Below are 25765 nucleotides of genomic sequence, written 5' to 3'. Positions count from 1 at the left end.
GGATTGGATGGCTGTGTTCAAAGTGATCCCCACTACTATTTGGTGGGCACCACTTTGGCGGGTCAATGGCGTGATGTACAGACGGCGTTGCTGATGCGCTTACCGAAGGAGTGCCTCGCCATTGAAGTCGATACGTCGTTGCCGGGCAAGCGCGTGGTCGATGTCCTGGAACGTCTGGCAGAGAGCCGGTGATTGCCGATGTCAGTGACGGTCGACAATGGCCCCGAATTTGTCAGCAAGGTATTGGATGAGTGGGCCTACCGCAGGCAGTTACAGTTACGCTTCATTGAGCCGGGAAAGCCGCAACAGAATGCGTACATTGAAAGCTTCAATGGCAAGTTCCGGGATGAATGCTTGAATGAGCACTGGTTCCTATCCATGCGTCACGCCAGGCAAATCATTGCGGCCTGGCGCGACGAGTACAGCCAGGAACGCCCGCATAGCTCGCTCGGCTATCTGACGCCGAGCAGATTTGCGGACAACTTATTAACCGCAGACTCAATGTCGGTTCCGTACTAATTTGGGGAGCAGGTCAACTGCTACCTTCCTTTGCAACACGGCATAAAAAAGCCGGCAACTTGTTGGCCGGCTCTGTCTGCTATCGCTTCTGCTACCTTACCTCAAAATCTATAGCCCACTTTTACAATCGCAAAGTTGACGCCATTGTTCGGCTGCTTGATCCCGCCATTCGAGAAATGCTGGATTTTCAGCGCGAGATCCAACCCGCCTGCCGTCACATAGCCAAGGCCTAGATGCGTGCCAAATTGCAGGTGGGTCGAAAGCCGCCTTCCATTGTTGTTATATACATCCGAATTAATGTGCGGTCCCAGTCCGCTCTCGAAGTAGATACCTTGATGATTCAGGGCCTGCCATCGCGCAGTTGGCGTGAATCCAATATCTACAAAACTTTGGGTCGCGCCGTCGCGCCCTTCAAATTTATTCGCCTTCCAGCCAGCGATCGTAGCGTCCCAATAACCCCACAGTTCCGACTTGTCGGATTGAAACCACTGGCGATCCATATTCCATTGCGCGCCGAGGCGGTAAACCTGGGACTTGTTACCGGTTGCGACTTCTGCAGATACGTTGTCGATTGCGTAGGCGCTCACGCAAGGCCCGACGATCAGGCCACTCAGGACTACTAGCTTAGAAATTAACGACTTACTCATGAATACCTCAAATCATATGAAAAAAAACCGCTCGTTCCGTCCGGTCAACTCCTCACGGATGCGCCGACAGGGCCGCTGAAACAAGCGCTCGAAGAAAATCTGCATGGATCTCATGATGGTTCTATTTCCACAGCAACGCAAACGCGCAGTCGAAAATGGAACCATTCAAAATTGCCCGGACCAATCTTAGCAGAGGTGGCGGCCATCAACCGCGGATGTCCGTTTCCGGAGGTAAAAGCCGGCGGGAATTGGCGAAATATCAGGGCCTCTCCGGCGATGATTCGATATTATCGAGGCCCGCCAACCCGAACACCAAAACAGAGAACGCGACAATGAACCATAACGAGCGTGCAGCCACAACCATTGCTTTTTTAGGGATCGGTTTGATGGGAAAGCCTATGGCGACCCGTCTGATAAGGGCAGGTTACCGAGTAGTTGCATGGAACCGGACATCGGATAAGGCCGAGGCACTCCGAGACCTCGGTGCAGATATCGCTGCGACACCCGCAGAGGCGGTGGCGTCGGCACAGCTGATCATCACGATGTTGGAGGCGGGACCGGCAGTCTTGGCAGTCGTCGCGGCGGCCATTCCTGCCATTCCCTGCAACGCGCTGTTGATCGACATGAGTTCCATTCAGCCATCCGAAGCGCGAGTTTTGCATCAAATGGTTGCCGAGCGCGGAATCGCCAGCCTCGATGCACCGGTATCCGGTGGCGTGATGGGCGCGCAAACAGGAAGCCTGGCAATCATGGTCGGCGGGCAGGAGGTTGATTTTGTACGTGCGCAACCGATGTTTGCGGAGCTGGGCAGGGCAACGCTGGTTGGCGGCCCGGGAGCGGGGCAGATCGCGAAATTGTGCAATCAGCTAATCGTCGGGGCAACCTTGAATATCGTCGCCGAGGCCCTTCTGCTCGCCGAAGCCGCTGGCGCCGACCCGGTTGCAGTAAGAGCGGCGTTACGGGGTGGCTTCGCCGAAAGCCGAATCCTGGAAGTCCATGGACAGCGCATGCTTGAGCGGGACTTTCGGCCGGGCGGGCAAGTAAAAAGCCAGGCCAAGGACATGCACAACATTCTGTCGCTTGCCAGCGACGTACAGGTGACGCTGCCAGTCACGGCGCTCGTCAGCGCAAACTACCAAAGCATTCTGGACACTGTCCCGTGCGCCGACCAGTCCGCGATCCTGCTCGCGCTGGAACAACACAACCCCGGTTTGCGGCTGGGCACGGCCCCGGACAGGCTCGAATGAATACGGTCAATGCGTTGTCAGCAACAGCAGCACAGCGATCAATGCCGGTAGTGCCTGGACGACAAGAATGGAGCGCTTGGCCGTCATGCCGCCATACACACCGGCGACCAGCACACAGCCGGCGAAGAACAGCTTGAACGACCAGTCCCCCGACACCAGACCCCAAATCAGGCCGGCAGCCAGGAAGCCGTTGTACAACCCCTGATTTGCCGCCAGCACCTGCGAAGCCTGCGCTGCCTCCAGCGATTGCCCAAACGCGCGCCGCCCAATCGGGTGGGTCCACAGGAACATCTCCAGGATCATGATCCAGATGTGTTCAATCGCAATCGCTCCAACAACAACGTCAGCCAGCAGTTTCATTGAGTGCCCTGTCTTCTTCTGTGAGTACCAGCATCGCGAACGTCGCGAGCCAATGGGTTCCGACGTAGTCGCCGCCGCTTGCGTGAGGTAATGATGCGACGAGATGCGCATCGATCGACGTTGTCACTGGCCCATGCAGGGAGGCTGGAAGCTCGCGCAGCAACATTTTCCAGCACCACGCGCGCGACAGATTCAGTCCATCGAGATGGGATAGCTTGGCATCCGCCCGGTCCGTCACCACGACCGGCGTCAGCCAATGATGCAGTTCCTGCTCGGGCGGACAAAACACTTCCCACCAGTCGGCAAAATCGCAGCCATCAAGCAGTTGCAGCATCAGTGCTGCCTCGACCAGTCCGCCGGACAGAAAGTCGTCGCCGCCGGGTTCATAGTGGGCCGGATAGCGCGGGTCGTTGCCGAACCAGAGATGGGCTCGCTCGGTGATCAGTTTGCGCAGCGCCGGATGCTGATGCACGTGCGCATATTCCAGCGCAAACAGCAGGCCGAAGGCGCTGTTTGCATGCGTACCGGCGCGAATCGGATAGCCGGCCAGCGGAAGGAATTGCAGGTAGCGATCAACGATTACATCCGCCAGCGGTTGCATTGCATCGCGCCAGCGCACCGCATGAGGCATCGTGCGCGCAAGCAGGATCAGCTCCGTCTGCAACTTCAGCAGCCAGGCCCAGCCGTAGGTGCGCTCGAAGGTCGCGCGCGAAGGCTGGTGCAGATACGCGATCTCCACCGCCACATGGGCCGGCGCCAGCGAGTGGTCGAACCGGGCGGCGATGTGCTGCGCCTGTTCCGAATAGGGGGCGAGGCGCAAGGACCGCACCAGCAGCCAGTGCATGTGCACGGACGAATGCCAGTCGTAGCTGCCGAAGAAAATCGGATGCAGATCATGGGGTCCGCGCACATCGATGGCCGAATTCAGCACGTGATCAAGCTTGTTCGGAAATTCCTGCGCGATATTGGCGAGCGCTATGCCAACAAATCGAGACGCCAGTTCGGGCTCAATCATGCTTCACCCCCGCAGCGAGGGCCGCCTCCGCCAGTCGCACCCAATACGTGGCCCCAATTGGCAGCAAGGCATCGTTGAAGTCGTAACTCGGATTATGCAAATTACAGGGACCAAGGCCATGGCCCATGTCGCGGTGCTCGCCCTCGCCATTGCCGATAAAGACATAGCAACCCGGTTTTTCTTGCAGCATGAAGGCGAAGTCCTCGGCGCCCATGGTTGGTTCTACCGTGGCATTGACGTTGCTCGCCCCGACAATGTCGCGCAGCACCCCGACTGCGAACGCTGTCTGCTCGGCATGGTTGATCAAGGGCGGATAATTGCGCTTGAAAGCAAAACTGACTTGCGCTTCGAAGGCCGCCGCAGTGTGGGTGGCGATGTCCCGCATGCGCTGTTCGATCAGGTCAAGCACCGCGGTGCTGAACGTGCGCACGGTGCCGATCAGGCTGGCTTCGTCGGCGATAACGTTGGTGGTACTGCCGGCGTGGATCTGCGTGATCGACAACACACCGGCATCCAGCGGATTTTTGTTGCGCGAGATAATGGTCTGCCACGCTTGTGCAATCTGCACCGCAACCATCACGGGATCGATCCCCTTGTGCGGTTGCGCTGCATGGGAGCCCTTGCCGTGAATCACCAACTTGAATTCGTTGGAGGACGCCATCATCGGACCCGGCGTCACGCCGAATGTCCCGACCGGTGCGCCCGGCCAATTGTGCATGCCATACACCGACTGCATCGGGCAGCGCTCGAACAGGCCGTCTTCGATCATCCGCTTCGCGCCGGCGCCACCCTCTTCGGCCGGTTGAAAGATGACATACACGGTGCCGTCAAAGCGGCCGTATTTGGCGAGGTAATGCGCCGCGCCAAGCAGCATCGCGGTGTGCCCATCGTGGCCACAGGCGTGCATTTTCCCGTCGTGCTGCGACTTGTGCGGAAAGCTGTTCAGTTCCTGTACCGGCAGGGCATCCATGTCGGCGCGCAGGCCGATCGCATTGCTACCGGTGCCGCGCCGGATGATGCCGACCACGCCGGTGACACCCATATCGCGCAACACCGGAATGTCCCACTCGGTCAATTTCTGCGCGACCAAATCGGACGTGTGCTGCTCTTCGTAGCAAAGCTCCGGATGGGCATGGATCGTGCGCCGTATCTCCTGCAACTCGGCGTGAAATGCAATGATGGGATCAATCAATTTCATGGTGATCACCTGAAAAATGTTGCGATGGATTACCGCTGCATTGCTGCGGGTTAACTGCGTCAAACAAGAGCAAACAGGCAAGTTGTGTATATTACCCGGACACCGTCAGAGTGTGTTCAACCCCATGGAGACCACAATGCGCATGTCGTTTCAGTCAAAATCCGCAGTGAACCATTTTTTCGCGCTGACCTTCGCGGCGCTATTTGTACTGCTTGCCCCCGGCGCAATGGCGCAGGATCTGAAGCTGGCATTGAGTTCGCCACCGACGTCGATGGACCCGCATTTTTATAATCTGTTTCCAAATCTGAACGTCTCCGACCACATCTTTGAAACGATGGTGACCATGGATGCCGACAGTCGCATCATTCCGGGCCTGGCCGAATCGTGGACCATGATCAACAACCTGACCTGGGAATTCAAGCTGCGCAAGGGCGTCAAGTTCCATGATGGCAGCGACCTGACCACCGAAGACGTCGCCTGGTCAATCGACCGACCCGCCACCATCATCGGCAGTCCCGGCAAATTCGATGTCTACACCAAGGCCATCATCAACAAGAAGATCGTCGATGCCAACACCATCCGCTTCACCACCAAGGAGCCCTATCCCTTGTTGCTGGCGGATCTGACATCGATCTACATCGTCTCCAAAAAAGCGACCACCGGGCTGTCCAGTGATGACTTTGCCAGTGGCAAGGGCATGGTTGGCACCGGTCCGTACAAGTTCGTGAAATTCCTGCGCGATGACCGGCTCGAACTCGATCGCAATGACGGCTATTGGGGCAAGAAGCCGGTCTGGCCGAAAGTGACCTTGCGCTTCATCCCAAATGGCGCCACGCGCCTTGCCGCGCTGCTGGCGGACGATGTGCAGGCCATCGAAAATGTGCCGACCCCGGATCTGGCGCAGGTGCGCGCCAATCAGGCGCTCGCGCTGTTTTCGAAGGTGTCGCATCGGGTGATCTACCTGTATCCCGATACGCGCCGCGAAAAATCGCCATTCATCACTGACCGCGACGGCAAGCCGCTCGACAAAAACCCGCTGCAGGATGCGCGGGTGCGCATTGCCCTGTCGATGGCAATCAACCGCGAGGCGATCAAGGAGCGCGTGATGGAAGGACTGTCGGAACCGACCAGCAATCTGGTGCCTGGTACGCTGTTCGGCCACAACCCGGCATTGAAAGTGCTCAAGTACGATCCCGAAGGCGCGAAGAAACTGCTGGCCGAGGCCGGCTATCCCAACGGTTTCGGCCTGACCCTGCATACCCCGAACAACCGCTACGTCAACGATGAAAAAATTGCCCAGACCATCGCGCAAATGTGGTCGCGGGTCGGCGTGGCGACCAAAATCGAGGGCTTGCCGATGGGGGTGTATTCGGCCCGCGGCGCCAAGCAGGAATATTCGATGGGCCTGCTCGGCTGGGGCGCGCAAACCGGTGAAGTGTCGTCGCCACTGCGTGCACTGGTGGCGTGCGAGAACCCGGCCAAGGGCCTGGGCGGCTTCAACTGGCTCAAGTACTGCAATCCGAAAATGGACGAGCCCTTGCTCAAGGCGCTCAATACCGTCGATGACCGCGAACGTCTGAAGCTGCTGCAGGATGCCACCGCGATTCTGATCCACGACGGTGGCGTGATCCCGTTGCATCATCAGGTCACCACCTGGGCAACCAAAAAGGGCATCGTGTACCTGCCGCGCACTGACGAACGCACGCACGCCTACCAGTTCTCCCAGTAAGCCAATGCCGGTATTCATCCTGCGGCGGCTGCTGCAAAGCCTGGTCGTATTGCTGGTCATGTCGCTGCTGGTATTTGTCGGCGTGTACGCCATCGGCAATCCGATCGACATGCTGATCAGCCCCGATGCCGATCAGCTCGATCGCGCCCGCACCATCGCTGCGTTCGGACTCGACCAGCCGTTGTGGCGGCAATATTTGCTGTTCATCGTGAATGCCGTGCACGGCGACATGGGGCGCTCGTTCGCCTTCTCCACCCCGGCGCTGACATTGATTGTCGAACGCATGCCGGCCACCATGGAGCTGGCCTTCAGCGCCATCCTGCTGGCCATTGTGATCGGGATTCCGCTCGGGCTGTGGGCCGGCCTGCGGCCACAGAGTGCGTTGGCAAAGGCCATCATGGCGGTTTCGATCCTCGGTTTTTCGCTGCCGACGTTCTGGGTCGGGCTGATGCTGATCATGGTGTTTGCGGTCCAGTTGGGCTGGTTGCCGTCGAGCGGACGCGGCACCACGCAACTGCTGTTCGGCGTGCCGGTCAGCTTCCTGTCGATGGATGGGTTGCGCCATCTGCTGCTGCCGGCCTTGAACCTGGCCTTGTTCAATATCGCGCTGGTGATCCGGCTCACCCGCGCCGGCGCCCAGGAAGCCTTGCTGCAGGATTATGTCCGCTTCGCGCGTGCCAAGGGATTGCGCAACCGCCGCATCATCGGCGTGCATGTGCTCAAGAACATTCTGATCCCGATCGTCACGGTAATTGCGTTGCAGTTCGGCTCCATCATCGCGTTTGCGATTGTCACCGAATCGGTCTTCGCCTGGCCGGGCATGGGCAAGCTGATCATCGACTCGATCCGGATTCTCGACCGGCCCGTCATCGTTGCCTATCTGATGCTGATCGTACTGATCTTCATCCTCATCAATCTGGTGGTCGATGTGCTGTATTCGGTACTTGATCCGCGTGTGCGGCTGGCGGAACTCAAAGGATGAGCATGCACGACAACGATGCGCCATTGCGGCGCTTTGCGCGACACTTCTTCAGCAGCAGGATCGCCACGACCGGCTTCGTATTGCTGCTTGTGATCATGCTGGCAGCGCTCTTTGCGCCCTGGCTGTCACCGCAGAATCCGTACGATCTGGCGCATCTGGATGTGATGGACTCGCGCCTGCCGCCGGGCCAGACGTCGGTCGATGGCCAATTGACCTTCCTGCTCGGCACCGACGAACAGGGCCGCGACATGCTGTCGGCGATTCTGTACGGCATCCGCATCTCGGTCATGGTGGGCGTCGCCAGCACCGCCATCGCACTGGCGATCGGCCTGACGCTGGGACTGCTGGCCGGGTACGCAGGCGGTCGCACCGAAAGCCTGATCATGCGCGTGGCCGACATCCAGTTATCGTTCCCGCCCATCCTGATTGCCTTGATCCTGCTGGCGCTGACCGGGCAGGGCGTGGGCAAGATCATCATCGCGCTGGTCGCGGTGCAGTGGGCCTACTATGCGCGCACCGCCCGCAGCGCCGCGCTGGTCGAGCGCAAGAAGGAATACATCGACGCAGCCATCGTGCTGGGGCTGTCGCCGGCCCGCATCATGCTGCGGCATTTGCTGCCGAACTGCCTGCCACCGCTGATTGTGATTGCCGCCCTCCAGGTGGCGTCGGCGATTTCGCTCGAAGCGACGCTATCGTTTCTCGGGCTCGGCCTGCCGGTCACGGAGCCGTCGCTCGGTTTGTTGATCGCCAATGGCTTCCAGTATCTGATGTCGGGCAAGTACTGGATCAGTTTCTTCCCCGGCATCGCCTTGCTGCTGACCGTCGTGGCCATCAACCTGGTGGCCGATCAACTGCGCGATGTCCTGAATCCGCGTCTGCAACTGCAATGAGCCCGCCATGATCCCGACCCTGCGCGTCACCAATCTGAGTACCCAGTTCAGCACTCGCGAAGGCACCGTCAAGGCAGTCGATGACGTCTCCTTTTCGGTCATGCCGGGCCAGATCATGGGGCTGGTCGGCGAATCCGGTTCCGGCAAATCCATGACCGGCTATTCGATCATGGGGCTCATCGATGCGCCCGGCAAAATTGTCGGCGGGTCGATCCAGTTTCAGGGCCGTGAATTGCGCGGGCTGAGTCCGGAGGCAATGCGCCAGATTCGCGGCGAGCGGATTGCGATGATCTTTCAGGACCCGATGATGACGCTCAATCCGGTGCTGCGCGTCGACACCCAGATGATGGAAACCGTGCTGGCGCATCATGCGGTGAGCAAGCACGTCGCCCGCGACATGGCGCGTGATGCGCTTGCGCGGGTCGGGATCGCGTCGCCGGACGCGCGCCTGCTGGCCTATCCGCATCAGTTTTCGGGCGGCATGCGGCAACGCGTCGCCATTGCGATCGCCTTGCTCAACAAACCGGATCTGATCATCTGCGATGAACCGACCACCGCGCTGGACGTGACGATCCAGGCGCAGATACTGCACGAGATGCAAAAGCTGTGTAGCCGGTCCGGTACCGCGCTGATCTGGATCACGCATGACCTGTCGGTGGTGGCCGGACTGGCCGATACGATGTGCGTGATGTATGCCGGGAAAATTGTCGAGGGCGGCACCGTGCAACAGCTGCTGGATCATCCGCGCCACCCGTACACGCAGGGCTTGATCGCCTCGGCGCCCTCGCGCAACCGGCGCGGCGTGCCGTTGCAGCAGATCGCCGGCATGACGCCCTCGTTATTGAACCTGCCGGACGGATGCGCCTTCCGCAGCCGCTGCAATGCTGCCTCGGCTGCCTGCAACCAGCAGCCCGAATTGCAGGAAGTCGATGGCCGCGCGCTGCGCTGCTTTCATCCGGTCGGGGCTATGGCGGAGCTGCTGTCATGAGCACCATCCCGATGCTGGAACTGCACCAGGTCAGCAAGCGGTTCGTCAAGCCGCTCGACACCGCGGCACGCATCGCGCGTCTGGCGGGCGTCGCCGCGCCGCAGGAAATCGTGCATGCCGTCGATGCGGTCGATCTGCATATCGCGCGCGGCGAAGTGGTCGGCCTGGTCGGGGAATCCGGCTGCGGCAAATCGACGCTGGGCCGGATCGCGGTGGGGCTGCACCAGCCATCGTCAGGCAGTCGCCGCTGGAAGGGCGAGGACATCGATCAAGGCAGCATTGCCGAGCGCCGTCGCAAGCAGCTCGGCATCCAGATGATCTTCCAGGACCCTTACGCCTCGCTCAACCCGCGCCTGCGCGTGCTCGACATCGTCGGCGAAGCACCGGTCGTGCACGGATTGATCAGCGCCGCCGAGCAGCGCGACTACGTCGCTGCGATGCTGCAGCGGGTCGGGCTCGATGCTGCCATGCTGCGGCGTTTTCCGCATCAGTTTTCCGGCGGCCAACGGGCCCGCGTCGGCATCGCGCGCGCGCTGGCGGTGCAACCGGAATTCCTGGTCTGCGACGAGGCGGTGGCGGCGCTCGATGTCTCGATCCAGGCGCAGGTGCTCAATCTGTTCATCCGATTGCGCGACGAACTGGACCTGACCTATTTGTTCATCAGCCATGATCTGGCGGTGGTTCGACATCTTTCCGACCGTGTGGTTATCATGTACCTCGGTCGGGTGGTCGAATCGGCGTCGGCCGATGCGGTGTTTGAACATGCCAACCATCCCTATACCCAGGCGCTGCTGGCCTCGGCGCCGAAGCTGGACGCGCGCAAGACGGAGTTTGTCGCGATCCGCGGCGAGATTGCCTCGCCACTTGCGCCGCCCAGTGGCTGTCATTTTCATCCGCGTTGCGTGCATGCGATGGCGCGCTGCCGCGAGCAGCAGCCGCTGCTGGCGGAGATCGCACCGGGGCATTTCTCGGCATGCCATCTGAACGAACAACGCTGAATTTTCAAAGGCACATCATCATGAGCAGCACTGCATCAACCCACACACAACCGTCGCCCGAATTGCTGGTCATGCTGGAACGCCTGATCGGCTTTGCTACCGTCTCGCGCGATTCGAATCTGGGCCTGATCGAATGGGTGCGCGATTACCTGGCCGGCATGGGCGTCAGCGCGCGACTGACCTACGATGCCAGCGGCAGGAAAGCCAATCTGTTCGCCACGCTGGGCGAAGGCAGCCGGCCCGGTCTGGTGCTTTCCGGTCACACCGATGTGGTGCCGGTCGACGGCCAGTCGTGGGACACCGATCCCTTCAAGGCCACCATCATTGGCGACAAACTGTTTGGACGCGGCAGCGCCGACATGAAAGGCTTCATCGCCAATGCACTGGTGCTGGCGCCGAAATATCTCGCCTCGAACATGGATGCGCCGCTGCATCTGGCGCTGTCGTATGACGAGGAAATCGGTTGCATCGGCGTGCGCAGCCTGATCGCCGACCTGCAGGACATCGGCCTGACAACCGCCGGTTGCATCGTCGGCGAACCGACCATGATGCAGCCGATCATCGCGCACAAGGGCACGCACCGTTTTCGCTGCTGCATCACCGGTCGCGAAGCCCATTCGAGCTACACCACCCAGGGCGTGAATTCGATCGAATATGCCGCCCGCATCATCGTCTACATCCGCCAGATGGCGGATCGGCTGGCGCAACTGGAGGCGCGCGACTACGCCTTCACGGTGCCGTTCACGACGCTGCAAACCGGCACCATCAAGGGCGGCCTGGCGTCGAACATCGTACCCAAGGACTGCGAATTCCAGTTCGAAGCGCGCACCATGCCGGGCGCATCGTCGGACCGGCTGTATCAGGAGATCCAGGATTTCGCGGCGACGCTGTTGCCGGAAATGCGGCGCATCGAGCCCAATGCCGCGATTCAATTCGAGATGCTGGCCAGCGCACCCGGTCTCTCGGTGCAGGAAACTGATGCGATCGTCAAGCTGGCCGCTGCGCTGGCGCGCAACAAACCCAATGGCGCCGTCTCGTACGGCACTGAGGCCGGACTGTTTCAACAGGCCGGAATTCCGTCGGTAATCTGCGGCCCCGGTGATATCGAACAGGCCCATCGCCCGAACGAATTCGTGGCGCTCGACCAGCTGGGACAATGTGAAGAATTCATGCGTCGATTGATCGACAGCGCACCGGCGAGCACTGCGCAGGGCTGATCCTTGCCCTAACGCTAATGGATTCGATAGCAATCTGATCACGCATTGTGGTCGCTTCCGCCACATGCGAAAATATTTCCTTGTCGAAGAGGTATGTCCATCCCGATCCGGCCCGGGCGCGCCTATGATTGAGCCATCAAGCGCTGCGACCGGATTGTCGTCCAACCATCGGTCGCTTGTCGCCGAACAGCCTTCTGGAATCTGCAATGACGTCAACCACAGTGCGCGCGGTGTGCCCGCATGATTGTCCCGATACTTGCGCGCTGCTGGTCAGCGTCGACGATGGTGTCGCCACCGCCGTGCGCGGTGACCCGGACCATCCCACCACGGCGGGTGTGCTGTGCACCAAGGTCGCGCGCTACACCGAACGCACTTACCACAAGGATCGCCTGCTGTATCCGCTCAAGCGTAGCGGCAAAAAAGGTGAAGGCCAGTTCGTGCGCATCAGCTGGGACGAAGCGATCACGACCATCGCAACGCACCTGAAGGCCATCGCAGCGAAGGATGCACAGGCGATCGTTCCGTACAGCTACGCCGGCACCATGGGGCTGGTGCAGGGCGAGTCCATGTCATCGCGTTTTTTCAACAAGCTCGGCGCATCGCGGCTCGACCGCACGATTTGCGCCGTGGCCGGCGCCGCTGGCTACACCTATACGATTGGCGCGCGCATTGGCACCGACATCGAGCAATTCCAGAATGCCAAACTGATCCTGATCTGGGGTGGCAATCCGATTGCCTCGAACCTGCATCTGTGGATGCGGGTGCAGGAAGCCAAGCGCAACGGCGCCCGCGTCATCGCGATTGACCCGTACCGCTCGTTGACGGCCGAAAAATGTCATCAGCATATTGCACTGTTGCCCGGCACCGATGCGGCGCTGGCGCTGGGCATCATGCATGTGCTGATCGCCGACGACCTGCTCGACCATGACTACATCGCGCGCCATACGCTGGGCTTCGACCAATTGAAAGAGCGTGCCGCCGAGTGGCCGCCGCAACGGGTGGCCGACACTTGCGGCATCAGCGTCGACGAAATCGTCACGCTGGCGCGCGAATATGGCGCGGCGGCGCTACGTGGCGACGGCGTGGCAATTCGCGTCAACTACGGCCTGCAGCGCGTGCACGGCGGCGGCATGGCGGTGCGCAATATCACCTGCCTGCCGGCGCTGGTGGGCGCCTGGCGCAATCCGGCCGGCGGCGTGCAGCTGTCGACGTCGAGCAATTTCCCGAAGAACAAAAAAGCGCTGGAACGTCCCGACCTGAGCGACCCGGCGCGGCCGGTACGGACCATCAACATGAGCACCATCGGCGACGATTTGCTGCGCGAATCGTCCGCCGCGTTCGGCCCGAAGATCGACGCGCTGCTGGTCTACAACTCCAACCCGGTGGCGGTCGCGCCGCAGTCCGGCGTGGTCATGCAGGGGTTTGCGCGCGAGGATTTGTTCACGGTGGTGCTGGAACATTTTCAGACCGACACGGCCGACTATGCCGACATCGTGCTGCCGGCGACCACCCAGCTGGAGCATGTTGACGCGCATTCCGCCTATGGCCACCTGTACATGATGGCCAACAACGCAGCCATTGCGCCACTCGGCGAAGCCAAGCCGAATACGGAGATCTTCCGCCTGATCGCCGCGGCGATGGGTTTCGATGACCCGTGTTTCCAGGAAAGCGACGATGCCATTGCGGCAAAGGCGTTCGACGCCCGCGATGCGCGCGCGATCCACTTCGACTGGGATGCCTTGAAGCGCACCGGCTGGCAAAAGCTGGTGGTGCCGGACGGCCCCTTCATCGAAGGCGGCTTTCCGACGCCGTCCGGCAAGTGCGAATTCTATTCCGCGACGATGCTGGCCGATGGGCTGGACCCGTTGCCGACCTATATCGCGCCATACGAATCGGTGGCCAGCAATCCGGCGCTGGCGCAGCGCTATCCGCTGGCGATGATTTCGCCGCCGGCGCGCAATTTTCTCAATTCGACCTTCGTCAATGTCACCAGCCTGCGCGACACCGAAGGCGAGCCGCATCTGGATATGCATCCTGATGACGCAAAAGCGCGCCAGATCGCCACAGATGACATGGTCCGGATTTTCAATGACCGTGGCAGCTTCCTCGCCAAAGCGCGGGTCACCGAGCGGGCGCGTCAGGGCCTGGTGGTGGGGCTGTCGATCTGGTGGAAGAAATTCGGTGTGGATGGAAAGAATGCCAATGAATTAACCAGCCAGCGTCTGACCGACATGGCGGGAGGCCCCACTTTTTATGACCTGCTGGTCGAGGTTGAAAAAGTGGCGCGTTGATGTGTTCCGGGAAAGTCAAACATGAACTGGCGGACAGCATTAGTGGCCCTTGTGGCCTTGTCGGGAACGGGATGTGCGCAGCTCGACTATTACTATCAGGCGGCGCAGGGACAGATTGCGCTGTTGTCGGGCGCGCGTCCAATCGATGACTGGCTGGCCGATCCGGAGATCGGCGAAAAGCTCAGGGAGCGCCTGACCAAGGTACGGGAAATCCGCCATTACGCCGCGCGTGAATTGGGCCTGCCGGACAACAACAGCTACAAGACGTACGCCGACCTGAAGCGCCCGTACGTGCTGTGGAATGTGGTCGCCACGCCCGAGCTGTCGATGCAGCCGGCACAATGGTGCTTCCCGATTGCTGGCTGCGTGAACTATCGCGGCTATTACAACAAGAACGAAGCCCAGGAATACGCGGCTGCCTTGCGTCGCGCTGGCTACGATGTGCAGATGGCGGGCGTGGCCGCCTATTCGACGCTGGGCTGGTTCAATGATCCGGTGCTGTCGACCTTCATCCAGTATTCCGATGGCGAACTGGCACGGCTGGTATTTCATGAGCTGGCGCATCAGGTCGCTTACGCCAAGGACGATTCTCAGTTCAATGAATCGTTTGCCACGGCGGTCGAGGAAGTCGGCGTCGAACGCTGGATGGCCAAGCAGGGCGACGACAAGATGCGTCAGACCTATCTCGAATTCGAAGGCCGCAAAAAGGACTTCCTGACCTTGCTGGTGAAGTATCGCCAGCGCCTGCTGGTCAATTACGCACGCCAGGTCAGCGACGGCGACAAGCGCAAGGAAAAGGGCAAGATCTTCCATGCGCTCAAGGACGAGTATCAGGAACTCAAAGTCGCCTGGGGCGGTTATACCGGTTATGACCGCTGGTTTGCCGAGCCGCTGACGAACGCGCACCTGGCCTCGGTGGCGACCTACAACGATTACGTGCCGGCATTTCGCGCCTTGCTGGCCGAGCAAAAGACACTCGGAAAATTCTATCGGGCCACCAGAATCATGGCCGCGCAGGAGCCGGCCATGCGCAAGCAGCAGCTGGCGCAATTGACGCGCAACGCCGCACTGGCATCGGTGGACGAGAAGCTGACGCGATAGCCGGACTTGCTGGAGATAAAAATGCGCGCCACGGATGTGTCGTGAAATGACGCCTGACATGACTCTCGACAAGTCTGCGTGACGCCGACGAACGCGCGCCTGTACGCGCGGCCGCCAGCAGATTATGCTTCACCGATCAATCCCGCTGCTTGCCGACCGAAGGCAGGCTGGCGGACCCATCAGATCAGGCGCGCAGGGAGGTTTCGACCAGCCCGCCGGCGCCCGACACCGTGACGAGGCCATTGTGGAAAATCCGAATTTGTCCGCCGCGGCGACGCGCAACCGCGCGACCATGGCCGCGATGGTGCTGGATCAAGCCGGCTTGCCGCTGCGGCCGATGCAGCTGCCGGTGCCCCAGCCGCTGGCGCATGAGGTGCAAATCAAGGTCAGCGCCTGCGGCGTGTGCCGCACCGATCTGCACATCGCCGACGGCGAATTGCCGGTGCATAAAAGGCCGCTGGTGATGGGGCACGAAGTCGTCGGCAGGATCAGCGCCATCGGTGCCGGCGTGCGCCAGTTTGCCGTGGGCGACCGGGTTGGCGTGCCTTGGCTGGGGGGGACGTGTGGCGCCTGTCGCTATTGCGGCAGCGGGCTGGAAAATCTGTGTGATGCCGCCCGCTTCACCGGCTACGACCGGGATGGCGGCTATGCACAATACGTGGTCGCCGATGCGCGCTTCACGTTCGCGCTGCCGCCACGTCATGACGATCTCCAGGCCGCGCCGCTGATGTGTGCCGGGTTGATTGGCTACCGGGCCTATGCGATGGCCGGCGACGCCCAACACCTCGGCGTGTATGGGTTTGGCGCCGCGGCGCACATCATCACGCAGGTTGCGCGGCACCAGGGTCGCCGGGTGTATGCATTTACCCGGCCCGGCGACGTCCGCTCGCAGCAATTTGCACTGTCGCTGGGCGCGCACTGGGCCGGCGGCACGGATGTGCCAGCGCCGGCGCTGCTTGATGCGGCGCTGATCTTCGCCCCTGCCGGCGAGCTGGTTCCACTGGCGCTGGCGGCAGTGCGGAAGGGCGGCACCGTGGTCTGCGCCGGCATCCACATGAGCGAGATCCCCGCCTTTGCGTATGCGCTGCTGTGGGGCGAACGCACGGTGCGCTCGGTGGCCAATCTGACCCGCGCCGATGTGCTTGCATTCCTGGCGATCGCCGAGCGCATCGACCTGCAGGTGAGCGCGCGGGCCTTTCCGCTGGCGCAGGCCAATGCTGCGCTGGATGCGCTGCGCGCCGGCAAAATTGATGGCGCCGCCGTGCTGGTCATGGGATGACTGCCTTGCGCCAACAGGAAACCCTGGTCCGTGCGTTTGCGGCACTGCTCGAACGACAGGGGCCGCAGGGCACGCAGTCGCACCTGTTCCAGACCCATCTCTCGTGGGTCATCGTGGCAGGCCACGATGCCTACAAATTCAAGAAGGCGGTGCGCTTCGATTTCGTCGACTTTTCCACCGTTGCGGCGCGCCACTATTATTGCGCGGAGGAGCTGCGTCTGAACCGGAGGCTGGCGCCCTGGCTATATCTGGAGGTGGTCGCACTGACCGGCACGGTGGCCCATCCGGTCGTTGGCGGCAGCGGACCGGTGCTGGACCACGCGGTCAGGATGCAGGCCTTCGCGCAGCAGTGCCTGTGGTCGGAACGGGCCGACAGCGGCGCGCTGACGGCGCTGGAAATCGATGCGCTGGCAGACCAGCTGGCGTCGTTCCATCAGGCCGTGCCGGTGGCTGCGTCGGACTGCCGCTGGGGCAAGGCAGCCGCCGTGTGCCAGGTCGCCGACGAGAACCTGGCCGCGCTCGCAGGGCTGGCGGGAATCACGCCGGGCGATCAGTCAATCAACCGTATCGTGGCCTGGCAGGCCGGTCAGCATCGGCGAATGGCGCCATTGTTCGAACAGCGTCTGGCGCAAGGATTCGTGCGCGAATGCCACGGCGATCTGCATGCCGCCAACGTGATCACCGTCGACGCCAGTGTGACCGCATTCGACTGCCTCGAATTCAGCGAGCCGCTGCGCTGGATCGACGTGATCAGCGACCTGGCCTTCATCGTCATGGATCTGGCGTGTCATGGCGCAGCGGCCCTGGCGGCCCGTTTGCTGGATCGCTATCTGTTGCTGACCGGCGACTATGGCGGCCTGCAAGTGCTGCGCTACTACCAGATCCAGCGCGCGCTGGTGCGCGCCCGCATCGCCCTGTTGCGCCGGCGTCAGCACAGTGAAACCCTGCACAACGGCGCAATTGCCGCCGCCGCCAGCGCACCCTGTCCGGAGGCGACGCGCTATCTGGACTACGTCGCCCACCGGCTCGCACCGGAGCACAGCGCCATCATCCTCATGCATGGCTACTCCGGCAGCGGCAAGTCGGTCTATGCGCAACACCTGCTTGAATTGATCGGTGCGATCCGGCTGCGCTCCGATGTCGAGCGCAAGCGCATGCATGGCATTGATCCGGCCGCACGCCGGTCCGCGCCAATCGGGCAGGGGCTGTATACCGAAGCCAGCAGCGACGCCACCCATCAGCGGCTGCTGCAGCTGACGCAACAGATCGTGGCGACCGGGACAGCGGTCATCATCGATGCCGCCTTCCTGCAAAAAGCGCGGCGCGGCTTGTTCTGCGCGCTGGCGGAAGCACTGCGCGTGCCGTTCTTCATCATCGATTTGCACGCGTCCGAGGCCACCCTGCGCGGTCGCATCGTCGCGCGCCAGACAACGGAACGGGACGCCTCCGATGCCGGTGTCGAGGTGCTGCAGCATCAGTATGCGCAGTACGACCCGATCGGAGCTGACGAAGCGCGGTACCTGATCGTGGTCGACGCCGAGGCACCGTTTGATGACGCCAGCGTGAAGCGCCATTGCGCACCGCTGCTGGCCGCATTGCAGTCCGATCGCGACCGCGCCTGAGCGCGGGTGGTTACAATGGCCCATGCCCCTCGACCCTGACCTGCACCGCCACACCCTCAAGCTGCCGCAGCGCCTCGCCGGCAAGCCGCTGGAAATGAGCGTAGTCGAAGCCGGCGCGCGCGACGCGGCGCAGACCATGGTGTTCCTGCACGGCTTCGGCGGCCGCGCCGCCTACTGGCAGCAGCAGCTCGATCATTTCCAGAGTGATTACCGGGTCATTGCGCTGGATCTGCGCGGCCACGGTTATTCGGATGCGCCGGATGCCGATGCCGGGGCACGCTATGACGTCGACGAACTGCTCGGCGATATCGACGCGGCGCTCGCCGCACTGGCGGTGCCGCAGCAATTCATCCTGATCGCACATTCATTCGGTGGCGCACTGGCGGCGGCATTCATCGCTCGCCACCCGCAGCGGGTCAGTGCGCTGGTGTTGATTGCCTCGGCGGTGCGCTTCCGGCTGCGACTGGCGGGGCGCCTGCTGTTGCGGGTGCCGCCGACGCTGCTGGAGCGCATCTTCGATGTCATGCCGCTGCTGGGTTTCCCGGTGGCGCGGATCTATCCACCTGCGCATGTGGTGTATCTGCAAAATCGCAATGGCGTCGCCGACTGGGATGGCACCGATTATTTGCGCGCCATCAAGGTGCCGACGCTGGTGATTCTGGGGCACCGCGATGCGCTGTTTTCGGACCGCTCCTACCGCGACGTCGCGCGCCTGATCCCGGGCGCCGAAGAAGTCGTGGTGCCGGTCTCGGCGCACCAGGTGATGGTCGAGCGACCCGACGCGGTCAATCGCGCCATCGACCGCTTTCTGCAATCCCATACCGATCCGCTGCTGTTCATCGCGCAGCGCGCCGCGCTAAAACTGCAACGCCGTAATACCCGCAAACTGCTCGAGGCCGAGCGGCCGTGGCTGAAGCACTACGATGCCCGCACGCCGTATCAAATCAAGCCGCCGACGGTGTCGCTGCCGCGCCTGCTGGAGGCGACCGCGCGCCGTTTCGGGGCGACGCCGGCGACACGGTACTTCGGTGCGGCGCTGAGCTGGCAAGCCATCGACCGGCTGTCCAACCGGTTCGCACATGGCCTGCTGGCATTGCGCATCAAGCCGGGTGAAGCCGTGCTGCTGGCGCTGCCGAATTGTCCGCAGTGGATCATCGCCTATTTCGGCATCCTGAAAATCGGTGCCGTGGCGGTGCTCAGCGATGCCCGGAGCACGCCGGAACTGCTGCTCGAGCGCATTGCCGATACGGACACGGTGGCCCTGATCACCAGCTCGGATCGCTACGATGCGCTACGTGCGCCGCTGCAGGACGATCCCCGCGCGGCCGGCTTGCGGCGCGTGGTGTTTGCTTCCCTGATGGATTACCGCAGCTGGCGCGAAGCGGCCCGCTTCGCCGCCTTCAAGCTGGTCCAGCACGGCCATTGGCTGCCACGCTTTCGGCAAGATGAAAAAAATCGCAAGCCGGAGCGCCGCTTCATCAAGTTCGGACAGGTGCTGGCGCGTGGCCGCAATACCGCGCCTGAACAGGTTGTCGAGATCGGGCAAATCGCCGTCATTGTGTACACGTGGGGCAACGGCGGCAACGGGCTGCCGGTGCCGCTGTCGCACGGCAATCTGGCCTCGAATGCGCTGCAACTGCGTCACTGGCTGCCCGAATCGCGACCCGGCGACGAGCGCTTCCTGGCGCAGCAGCCGCTGTCGACGGCGTATGGCTTGACCGGATTGCTGCATCTGGCGGTGTATCTCGGCGCGACGATGATTTTGTTGCCGGACGACGAGCTGCCGCAGTTGCTGCGCACGGTCCGGAAAATGCGCCCGACCTATTTTCCGACCACGCCCGAGATCGTGCGGCAGCTGGCGCATAGCCCGGGCGTGCGGCGCTACGGGCTGGCGTCGATTCGGGTGTGCGCCGTCAGCGGCTCGCCATTGCCGCGCGAGATCCGCGAAGAGTTCGAGAAAATCACGCGCGGACGCCTGTTCGACGCCTACGGCCTGACCGAAGCCTCGCCGGCGGTGCTGGCCATGCCGCTGGCGGCGCGCCATCTCAGCGGCGTGGTCGGGGTGCCGTTGCCCGACACCGAGGTGCGTATTGTCGATCTCGACAGCGGCATGGTGCTCGGCGCCGATGGGCAGGGCGAATTGCAGGTGCGCGGCCCGCAGGTGTTTGCCGGCTACGGTGGCCGTGACCAGCGCTTGCTGGCATTGAGCACGCAGCGACTGCACGATGGCTGGCTGGCCACCGGCGACATTGCCAGCATGGATGAGGATGGCTATGTCAGCATCATCGACCGCCGCAAGAACATGCTGGTGCGTAGCGGCCATCGGGTGTTTCCGCGCCAGATTGAAGAGATCCTGTTCGAGCACCCGGCCGTGGCTTCGGCGCGGGTCCGGTTCGAGTCCGATGAAGTCGGCGTCATGCACCTGCGCGCCACCGTTGTGCTGCATCGCAACATGGTGATTTCGGAAACAGAGTTGCTGGAATACTGCGCAAAACGCTTGCACGCCAGTGCCCTGCCCGATAGCATCTGCGTTGAATAGAACGAGCGTGCACGTTTTTAAACCTATAACAAACAGAGACAGGTGCAAAGAATGGATAAGTACTGGCTGAAGTCATACCCGAAAAACGTCCCCGCGGAAATCGATTACACGCAGTACCGCTCACTGGTCCATTTGCTCGAAGAAGCCTTTCGCAAATACGCCGCCCGCAATGCCTACGTGTGCATGGACAAATTCCTGACCTACGGCGAAGTCGATGCGCTGTCGGTCAAGCTCGGCGCCTGGCTGCAAAGCAAGGGCCTGAAAAAAGGCGCACGGGTGGCGATCATGATGCCCAACGTGCTGCAATACCCGGTGGCGATTGCCGCCGTCCTGCGTGCTGGCTATACCGTGGTCAACGTTAATCCGCTCTACACCCCGCGCGAACTGGAACACCAGTTGAATGACTCCGGCGCCGAAGCCATCATCATTCTCGAAAATTTCGCCACCACGCTGGAGCATGTGCTGTCCAAGACCAGCGTCAAACACGTCATCGTCACCAGCATGGGTGACATGCTCGGCGGCCTGAAGGGCGCGATTGTCAATTTCGTGGTGCGCAACGTCAAGAAAATGGTACCGGCGTTTTCCTTGCCGAATGCCGTGCCGTTCAAGCGTGTGCTGTCCGAAGGGGCGGGCATGGCGCTCAAGACGATCGAACTGGGCCACGATGATGTTGCATTTCTGCAGTACACCGGCGGCACCACCGGCGTGTCGAAAGGCGCGACGCTGACGCACCGCAATGTAATCGCCAACGTACTGCAAAGCGAAGCCTGGGCGCAACCGGCGCTGCTGACACCGCCAACTGTCGAGTCGATGGTGTTTGTTTGTGCGCTGCCGCTGTATCACATCTTTGCGTTGACCTCGTGCTGCCTGATGGGCACGCGCCTGGGCGCCATGAACATCCTGATTCCGAACCCGCGCGATATTCCCGGCTTTATCAAGGAGCTCCGCAAGTACCAGATCAACATGCTGCCGGCAGTAAATACCCTGTACAACGGGTTGCTCAACAATCCGGACTTCGCCGCACTGGATTTCTCGATGCTGAAGATCTGCAACGGTGGTGGCATGGCCGTGCAAAAGGCCGTGGCCGACAAGTGGTTCAAGGTGACCGGCTGCCCGATTATCGAAGGCTACGGCTTGTCCGAAACCTCGCCGGTGGCGACCTGCAATCCGTCTGACTCGACCAGCTTCACCGGCTCGATCGGGCTGCCGGTGCCATCGACCGAGATCGAAATCCTGGATGATGACGGCAACGTTCTGCCAATCGGTGAAACCGGCGAAATCGCGATCCGCGGGCCGCAAGTCATGGCCGGCTACTGGAACCGGCCCGACGAGACTGCCAAGGTCATGACGGCAGACGGCTTCTTCAAATCCGGTGACATCGGCATCATGGACGAACGTGGCTTTACCAAGATCGTCGATCGCAAGAAAGACATGATCCTGGTCTCGGGTTTCAATGTCTATCCGAACGAAATCGAGGGTGTGGTGGCCGAACATCCGGGCGTGCTCGAATGCGCCTGCGTCGGTGTGCCGGATGACAATTCCGGCGAGGCGGTCAAGCTGTTCGTGGTGCGCCGTGATCCATCGCTGACGGTCGAAGAGCTCAAGGAATACTGCAAGGAGCAGTTCACCGGCTACAAGCGGCCGAAATACATCGAGTTCCGCACCGAATTGCCGAAGACGAATGTCGGCAAGATCCTGCGTCGCCAGCTGCGCGACGAACGGCAGGCCGCGTAAAGCTTAAATCGCCAGCGGCGGCAACTGGCGCGGCTTGCGGTCGTCGCCGGTGGCGACGTAGGTCAGGGTGGCTTCAGTCACCTTGACGACCTCGACCTGCAACCGGTTGCGCTCGGCAAACACCTCGACGTTCACCGTGATCGAGGTATTGCCCACCTTCACAATATCGGCATAGAACGACAGCAGGTCACCCACGAATACCGGGTGCTTGAACACGAACGAGTTCACCGCAATGGTCGCGACGCGGCCATTGGCGCGCCGCACTGCCGGCAACGAACCCGCAATATCAACCTGTGCCATGATCCAGCCGCCAAACACGTCGCCGTGCATGTTGGCGTCGGCAGGCATCGGCATGACGCGCAGTTGCGGCATTTTGCCGTCCGGCAGGCCGGCGGGCAGGATTTCAAGATACGTGTTCGTCATTCATTATTCCTTTAACCGCTACAATCGGGAGAGGTTCGTCGAACCGTCTTGCCCGAAGCATAAACCATTCTGATTTGATCCCCCCATGCGCAATCGTCCGTCCGTTCCTGTCGAAGCCGCTGCCAACCAGGGCACGCGCAACGACTGGGCCACCCTGAAAACCCTGTTTCCGTATTTGCTCACCTACAAGTGGCGCATGCTGCTGGCGCTGGCCTTCCTGATCGGCGCCAAGCTGACCAACGTGGGTGTGCCGCTGATCCTGAAGGCGCTGGTTGACCGGATGACGATCACGCCGGCCCATCCGCAGGCGATGCTGGTGCTACCGCTGGGACTGCTGGCTGCGTATGGTGCCTTGCGCCTGTCGACCACGCTGTTTACCGAGCTGCGTGAATTCGTTTTCGCGCGGGTTACCCAACGCGCGGTGCGCACCATCGCCTTGAAGGTGTTCCGCCATTTGCACTCGTTGTCGCTGCGCTTTCATCTGAACCGCCAGACCGGCGGCATGACGCGCGATATCGAACGGGGCACCCGCGGCATCTCGTCGCTGGTGTCGTACACCCTGTTCAGCATTCTGCCGACACTGGTCGAAATCACGCTGGTGATCGGTTATCTGGCGCTGCATTACGACGTCTGGTTCTCGGTCATCACGGTCTGCGCACTGCTCACCTACATTACGTTCACGATCACCGTGACCGAGTGGCGCACGCACTTCCGCCGCACCATGAACGAGCTCGATTCCAAAGCCAGCACCAAGGCGATCGACTCGCTGATCAATTACGAGACCGTTAAGTATTTCGGCAATGAGGATTACGAAGCGCACCGCTACGACGATGGCCTGCGCCGCTACGAGGACGCCGCCGTCAAGTCGCAGTCGTCGCTGTCGATGCTCAACACCGGCCAATCGATGATCATTGCCATCGCCGTCACGCTGATCCTGTGGCGTGCGACCCAGGGCGTGATCGACGGGAAAATGACGCTCGGCGATCTGGTGCTGGTCAATGCCTTCATGATCCAGCTGTACATTCCGCTCAATTTCCTGGGCGTGATTTATCGTGAAATCAAGCAGAGCCTGGCCGACATGGAGCGGCTGTTCCTGCTGCTCGACCAGCATCGTGAAGTCGCCGATGTGCCCGACGCCAGGCCCTTGCAGACCACTGGCGCCGAGATCCGCTTCGACAAGGTGAATTTCAGCTACGAAAGCAACCGGCAAATTCTGTTCGATGTCGATTTCACGATTGCCCCCGGCACCACCACCGCCGTGGTCGGCCACAGCGGTTCCGGCAAATCGACCTTGTCGCGGCTGTTGTTCCGCTTCTACGATGTCAATGACGGCGCCATTCTGATCGACGGCCAGGACGTGCGTGAAGTTTCGCAAGCCTCGCTGCGCCAGGCCATCGGCATCGTGCCGCAAGACACCGTGCTGTTCAATGACACCATCGAATACAACATCGCCTACGGAAACACCGGCGCCAGCAAGGACGACGTGATCGCTGCCGCACGCACCGCCTACATCCACGACTTCATCGAGACACTGCCGGATGGCTATGCCACCATGGTCGGCGAGCGCGGCCTGAAACTGTCCGGCGGCGAGAAGCAGCGTGTCGCCATCGCGCGGGCGGTGCTGAAGAATCCGGCACTGCTGATCTTCGACGAAGCCACCTCGGCACTCGATTCGAAAGCCGAACAGGCGATCCAGTCGCAACTCAAGGAGATCGCCAGAAATCGCACGACGCTGGTGATTGCCCATCGGCTGTCGACGATTGCCGATGCGGCGCAGATTCTGGTGCTCGATCATGGCCGCATTGTCGAGCGCGGCACGCACCTGAATCTGCTGGCCGCCGATGGCGCCTATGCCCAAATGTGGCAACGCCAGCAGGCCCGCATCGATGCTGGCGAACCGGCCGCCGACGCCAGCCCGATCGTGGCGCACGGCTGATGGATACCAAGTGGCTGGAAGATTTCCTGTCGCTGGCCGAAACCCGCAGCTTCAGTCGCTCGGCCGAGCTGCGGCACGTGACCCAGCCGGCCTTTTCGCGCCGCATCCAGTCGCTCGAGGCATGGCTCGGCACCGACCTGATCGACCGCACTTCGTATCCGACCCGGCTGACTCCGGCCGGCGAGATTTTTTACGAGCAGGCGATGGAAATGATCGGCCAGATCAACAATGCGCGCGCACTTCTGCGCGGCAATCGGCCGGCGGCGCAAACCACGGTCGACTTCGCCGTGCCGCACACGCTGTCGCTGACCTACATGCCGAAATGGATGTCGCTGCTCGAGGCCGATTTCGGCAAGATCAACACCCGTTTGCTGGCACTGAACGTGCACGATGCCGTCATGACCCTGGTCGAAGGCGGTTGCGATCTGCTGCTGTGTTATCACCATCCGCGCCAGCCGGTGCAGCTCGATCCGGCCCGCTACGACATGCTGGTGATGGGCACGGAAGTGCTGCGCCCGTATGCCCGTTGCGATCGCGCCGGCGTGCCGGATTTCGTCTTGCCGGGTACGGCGCATGCACCGCTGCCGTTTTTGTCCTACACCGCCAATGCCTATCTCGGACGCATGGTGGAACTCATTCTGGCCGACGCCCAGGCATCGCTGCATTTGCAAAAGTGCTACGAAACCGACATGGCGGAAGGCTTGAAAATGATGGCGCTGGAAGGGCGCGGCATCGTGTTTTTACCTGAATCGTCGGTGGGTCGCGAGGTGAAGCAAAAGCAACTGGCCCGCGCCGACGGCAACCAGCCGGACTGGCAGGTCACCATGGAAATCCGGCTCTATCGCGAGCAACCGACCGCGCAGCGGCCCGGCAAGCCACTGGTGGGGCGGCTGTGGGACTACCTGCTCAAGCGCGACGCGCTGCGCCAGCAACCCTTGCGCAAAAAACGCGCTGCCAGAATTCCTGTGCGCTGAGGCGCGTCCGGTTCCTCGTATAACTATGCATTCTGTGCATACATACATGCCGACAAAGCATTGGCTTGCCGGCGGG

The 25765-nt window shown here is 61.6% G+C and carries 20 protein-coding genes and 1 pseudogene; 16 read left to right on the top strand and 5 right to left on the bottom strand.

The annotated features are described in order from the left end of the window. Positions 1 to 105: 105 nt before the first annotated feature. A pseudogene (locus tag RCH09_RS16150) lies at positions 106 to 519 on the top strand (integrase core domain-containing protein); the annotation flags it as partial. Positions 520 to 620: 101 nt separating this feature from the next. Here the strand turns inward: RCH09_RS16150 and RCH09_RS16145 are convergent. Further along, positions 621 to 1166, bottom strand: a complete 546-nt coding sequence (locus tag RCH09_RS16145) for an acyloxyacyl hydrolase (RefSeq protein WP_326942159.1) — start codon at positions 1164 to 1166, stop codon at positions 621 to 623. A gap of 155 nt (positions 1167 to 1321) precedes the next feature. Here RCH09_RS16145 and RCH09_RS16140 point away from each other — a divergent pair, with 155 nt between their 5' ends. Further along, positions 1322 to 2413, top strand: a complete 1092-nt coding sequence (locus RCH09_RS16140) for an NAD(P)-dependent oxidoreductase (protein WP_326942158.1) — start codon at positions 1322 to 1324, stop codon at positions 2411 to 2413. A 6-nt stretch (positions 2414 to 2419) separates the two neighbouring features. Here the strand turns inward: RCH09_RS16140 and RCH09_RS16135 are convergent, their stop codons facing one another. The 3 genes from RCH09_RS16135 to RCH09_RS16125 are packed head-to-tail and all read right to left on the bottom strand — an operon-like array spanning position 2420 to position 4986. Further along, on the bottom strand, positions 2420 to 2773 hold the full coding sequence (locus RCH09_RS16135) for a DUF1304 domain-containing protein (protein ID WP_326942157.1): 354 nt from the start codon (positions 2771 to 2773) through the stop codon (positions 2420 to 2422). Then, positions 2757 to 3788: a DUF2891 domain-containing protein gene (locus tag RCH09_RS16130; RefSeq protein WP_326942156.1), complete on the bottom strand. Its 1032-nt coding sequence runs from the start codon at positions 3786 to 3788 to the stop codon at positions 2757 to 2759. The genes RCH09_RS16135 and RCH09_RS16130 overlap by 17 nt, the downstream gene beginning before the upstream one ends. Then, the gene (locus RCH09_RS16125; protein WP_326942155.1) at positions 3781 to 4986 is read right to left on the bottom strand and encodes a M20 aminoacylase family protein; all 1206 of its coding nucleotides are present in this window, start codon (positions 4984 to 4986) and stop codon (positions 3781 to 3783) included. The genes RCH09_RS16130 and RCH09_RS16125 overlap by 8 nt, the downstream gene beginning before the upstream one ends. A 136-nt stretch (positions 4987 to 5122) precedes the next feature. Between RCH09_RS16125 and RCH09_RS16120 the strand changes: the two genes are divergently transcribed. From RCH09_RS16120 to RCH09_RS16065, 12 genes are all read left to right on the top strand, one after another. Beyond that, complete coding sequence (locus RCH09_RS16120) at positions 5123 to 6715, top strand: ABC transporter substrate-binding protein (protein ID WP_442785048.1); 1593 nt, start codon at positions 5123 to 5125, stop codon at positions 6713 to 6715. Positions 6716 to 6719: 4 nt separating this feature from the next. After that, complete coding sequence (locus RCH09_RS16115) at positions 6720 to 7697, top strand: ABC transporter permease (protein ID WP_326942154.1); 978 nt, start codon at positions 6720 to 6722, stop codon at positions 7695 to 7697. A gap of 2 nt (positions 7698 to 7699) precedes the next feature. Then, positions 7700 to 8587, top strand: coding sequence for an ABC transporter permease (locus RCH09_RS16110; protein WP_326942153.1), 888 nt, complete (start codon positions 7700 to 7702; stop codon positions 8585 to 8587). A 7-nt stretch (positions 8588 to 8594) separates the two neighbouring features. Beyond that, positions 8595 to 9575 carry an ABC transporter ATP-binding protein gene (locus tag RCH09_RS16105; RefSeq protein ID WP_326942152.1) on the top strand — a complete coding sequence of 327 codons (981 nt, stop codon included), beginning with the start codon at positions 8595 to 8597 and terminating at the stop codon, positions 9573 to 9575. Next, positions 9572 to 10573, top strand: coding sequence for an ABC transporter ATP-binding protein (locus tag RCH09_RS16100; protein ID WP_326942151.1), 1002 nt, complete (start codon positions 9572 to 9574; stop codon positions 10571 to 10573). Before RCH09_RS16105 ends, RCH09_RS16100 begins: the two co-directional genes overlap by 4 nt. 20 nt (positions 10574 to 10593) lie before the next feature. Further along, positions 10594 to 11790 (top strand): acetylornithine deacetylase, encoded by a 1197-nt coding sequence (gene argE / locus RCH09_RS16095; RefSeq protein WP_326942150.1) that lies wholly within the window; start codon positions 10594 to 10596, stop codon positions 11788 to 11790. Positions 11791 to 11996: 206 nt separating this feature from the next. Continuing rightward, on the top strand, positions 11997 to 14081 hold the full coding sequence (locus tag RCH09_RS16090; protein ID WP_326942149.1) for a molybdopterin-containing oxidoreductase family protein: 2085 nt from the start codon (positions 11997 to 11999) through the stop codon (positions 14079 to 14081). A 21-nt stretch (positions 14082 to 14102) separates the two neighbouring features. Further along, positions 14103 to 15182 carry an aminopeptidase gene (locus tag RCH09_RS16085; protein WP_326942148.1) on the top strand — a complete coding sequence of 360 codons (1080 nt, stop codon included), beginning with the start codon at positions 14103 to 14105 and terminating at the stop codon, positions 15180 to 15182. A gap of 292 nt (positions 15183 to 15474) precedes the next feature. Next, on the top strand, positions 15475 to 16461 hold the full coding sequence (locus RCH09_RS16080; RefSeq protein WP_326942161.1) for a zinc-dependent alcohol dehydrogenase family protein: 987 nt from the start codon (positions 15475 to 15477) through the stop codon (positions 16459 to 16461). Next, on the top strand, positions 16458 to 18083 hold the full coding sequence (locus tag RCH09_RS16075) for a bifunctional aminoglycoside phosphotransferase/ATP-binding protein (protein ID WP_326942147.1): 1626 nt from the start codon (positions 16458 to 16460) through the stop codon (positions 18081 to 18083). The genes RCH09_RS16080 and RCH09_RS16075 overlap by 4 nt, the downstream gene beginning before the upstream one ends. 22 nt (positions 18084 to 18105) lie before the next feature. Further along, positions 18106 to 20622, top strand: a complete 2517-nt coding sequence (locus tag RCH09_RS16070) for an alpha/beta fold hydrolase (protein ID WP_326942146.1) — start codon at positions 18106 to 18108, stop codon at positions 20620 to 20622. Positions 20623 to 20673: 51 nt separating this feature from the next. Next, entirely contained in the window at positions 20674 to 22356 is a 1683-nt protein-coding gene (locus tag RCH09_RS16065) for a long-chain fatty acid--CoA ligase (RefSeq protein WP_326942145.1), read from the top strand. A gap of 3 nt (positions 22357 to 22359) precedes the next feature. Here the strand turns inward: RCH09_RS16065 and RCH09_RS16060 are convergent, their stop codons facing one another. Further along, a complete protein-coding gene (locus tag RCH09_RS16060; protein ID WP_326942144.1) occupies positions 22360 to 22779 on the bottom strand; it encodes an acyl-CoA thioesterase in 420 nt (139 codons plus the stop codon). 85 nt (positions 22780 to 22864) lie between these two features. On the opposite strand from RCH09_RS16060, the gene RCH09_RS16055 reads away from it, so the two are divergent. Further along, positions 22865 to 24715: an ABCB family ABC transporter ATP-binding protein/permease gene (locus RCH09_RS16055; protein WP_326942143.1), complete on the top strand. Its 1851-nt coding sequence runs from the start codon at positions 22865 to 22867 to the stop codon at positions 24713 to 24715. Next, positions 24715 to 25689, top strand: a complete 975-nt coding sequence (locus tag RCH09_RS16050) for a LysR family transcriptional regulator (RefSeq protein WP_326942141.1) — start codon at positions 24715 to 24717, stop codon at positions 25687 to 25689. The genes RCH09_RS16055 and RCH09_RS16050 overlap by 1 nt, the downstream gene beginning before the upstream one ends. Positions 25690 to 25765 lie beyond the last annotated feature (76 nt).

Source organism: Actimicrobium sp. GrIS 1.19 (assembly GCF_035984655.1).
In the GTDB taxonomy this organism is placed as follows: Bacteria; Pseudomonadota; Gammaproteobacteria; order Burkholderiales; family Burkholderiaceae_D; genus Actimicrobium.
Note: the sequence above shows the minus strand (reverse complement) of the source record. Positions and strands in the feature narration are given on the sequence as shown.

Bases quoted from the DNA above. Each gene is read 5' to 3' on its own strand.
- RCH09_RS16050 (WP_326942141.1), top strand. From the start codon at position 24,715: ATGGATACCAAGTGGCTGGAAGATTTCCTGTCGCTGGCCGAAACCCGC.
- RCH09_RS16100 (WP_326942151.1), top strand. From the start codon at position 9,572: ATGAGCACCATCCCGATGCTGGAACTGCACCAGGTCAGCAAGCGGTTC.
- argE (WP_326942150.1), top strand. From the start codon at position 10,594: ATGAGCAGCACTGCATCAACCCACACACAACCGTCGCCCGAATTGCTG.
- RCH09_RS16145 (WP_326942159.1), bottom strand. From the start codon at position 1,166: ATGAGTAAGTCGTTAATTTCTAAGCTAGTAGTCCTGAGTGGCCTGATC.
- RCH09_RS16060 (WP_326942144.1), bottom strand. From the start codon at position 22,779: ATGACGAACACGTATCTTGAAATCCTGCCCGCCGGCCTGCCGGACGGC.
- RCH09_RS16065 (WP_326942145.1), top strand. From the start codon at position 20,674: ATGGATAAGTACTGGCTGAAGTCATACCCGAAAAACGTCCCCGCGGAA.
- RCH09_RS16055 (WP_326942143.1), top strand. From the start codon at position 22,865: ATGCGCAATCGTCCGTCCGTTCCTGTCGAAGCCGCTGCCAACCAGGGC.
- RCH09_RS16140 (WP_326942158.1), top strand. From the start codon at position 1,322: ATGGAACCATTCAAAATTGCCCGGACCAATCTTAGCAGAGGTGGCGGC.
- RCH09_RS16115 (WP_326942154.1), top strand. From the start codon at position 6,720: ATGCCGGTATTCATCCTGCGGCGGCTGCTGCAAAGCCTGGTCGTATTG.
- RCH09_RS16105 (WP_326942152.1), top strand. From the start codon at position 8,595: ATGATCCCGACCCTGCGCGTCACCAATCTGAGTACCCAGTTCAGCACT.
- RCH09_RS16090 (WP_326942149.1), top strand. From the start codon at position 11,997: ATGACGTCAACCACAGTGCGCGCGGTGTGCCCGCATGATTGTCCCGAT.
- RCH09_RS16075 (WP_326942147.1), top strand. From the start codon at position 16,458: ATGACTGCCTTGCGCCAACAGGAAACCCTGGTCCGTGCGTTTGCGGCA.
- RCH09_RS16120 (WP_442785048.1), top strand. From the start codon at position 5,123: ATGCGCATGTCGTTTCAGTCAAAATCCGCAGTGAACCATTTTTTCGCG.
- RCH09_RS16130 (WP_326942156.1), bottom strand. From the start codon at position 3,788: ATGATTGAGCCCGAACTGGCGTCTCGATTTGTTGGCATAGCGCTCGCC.
- RCH09_RS16070 (WP_326942146.1), top strand. From the start codon at position 18,106: ATGCCCCTCGACCCTGACCTGCACCGCCACACCCTCAAGCTGCCGCAG.
- RCH09_RS16080 (WP_326942161.1), top strand. From the start codon at position 15,475: ATGGCCGCGATGGTGCTGGATCAAGCCGGCTTGCCGCTGCGGCCGATG.
- RCH09_RS16135 (WP_326942157.1), bottom strand. From the start codon at position 2,773: ATGAAACTGCTGGCTGACGTTGTTGTTGGAGCGATTGCGATTGAACAC.
- RCH09_RS16085 (WP_326942148.1), top strand. From the start codon at position 14,103: ATGAACTGGCGGACAGCATTAGTGGCCCTTGTGGCCTTGTCGGGAACG.
- RCH09_RS16110 (WP_326942153.1), top strand. From the start codon at position 7,700: ATGCACGACAACGATGCGCCATTGCGGCGCTTTGCGCGACACTTCTTC.
- RCH09_RS16125 (WP_326942155.1), bottom strand. From the start codon at position 4,986: ATGAAATTGATTGATCCCATCATTGCATTTCACGCCGAGTTGCAGGAG.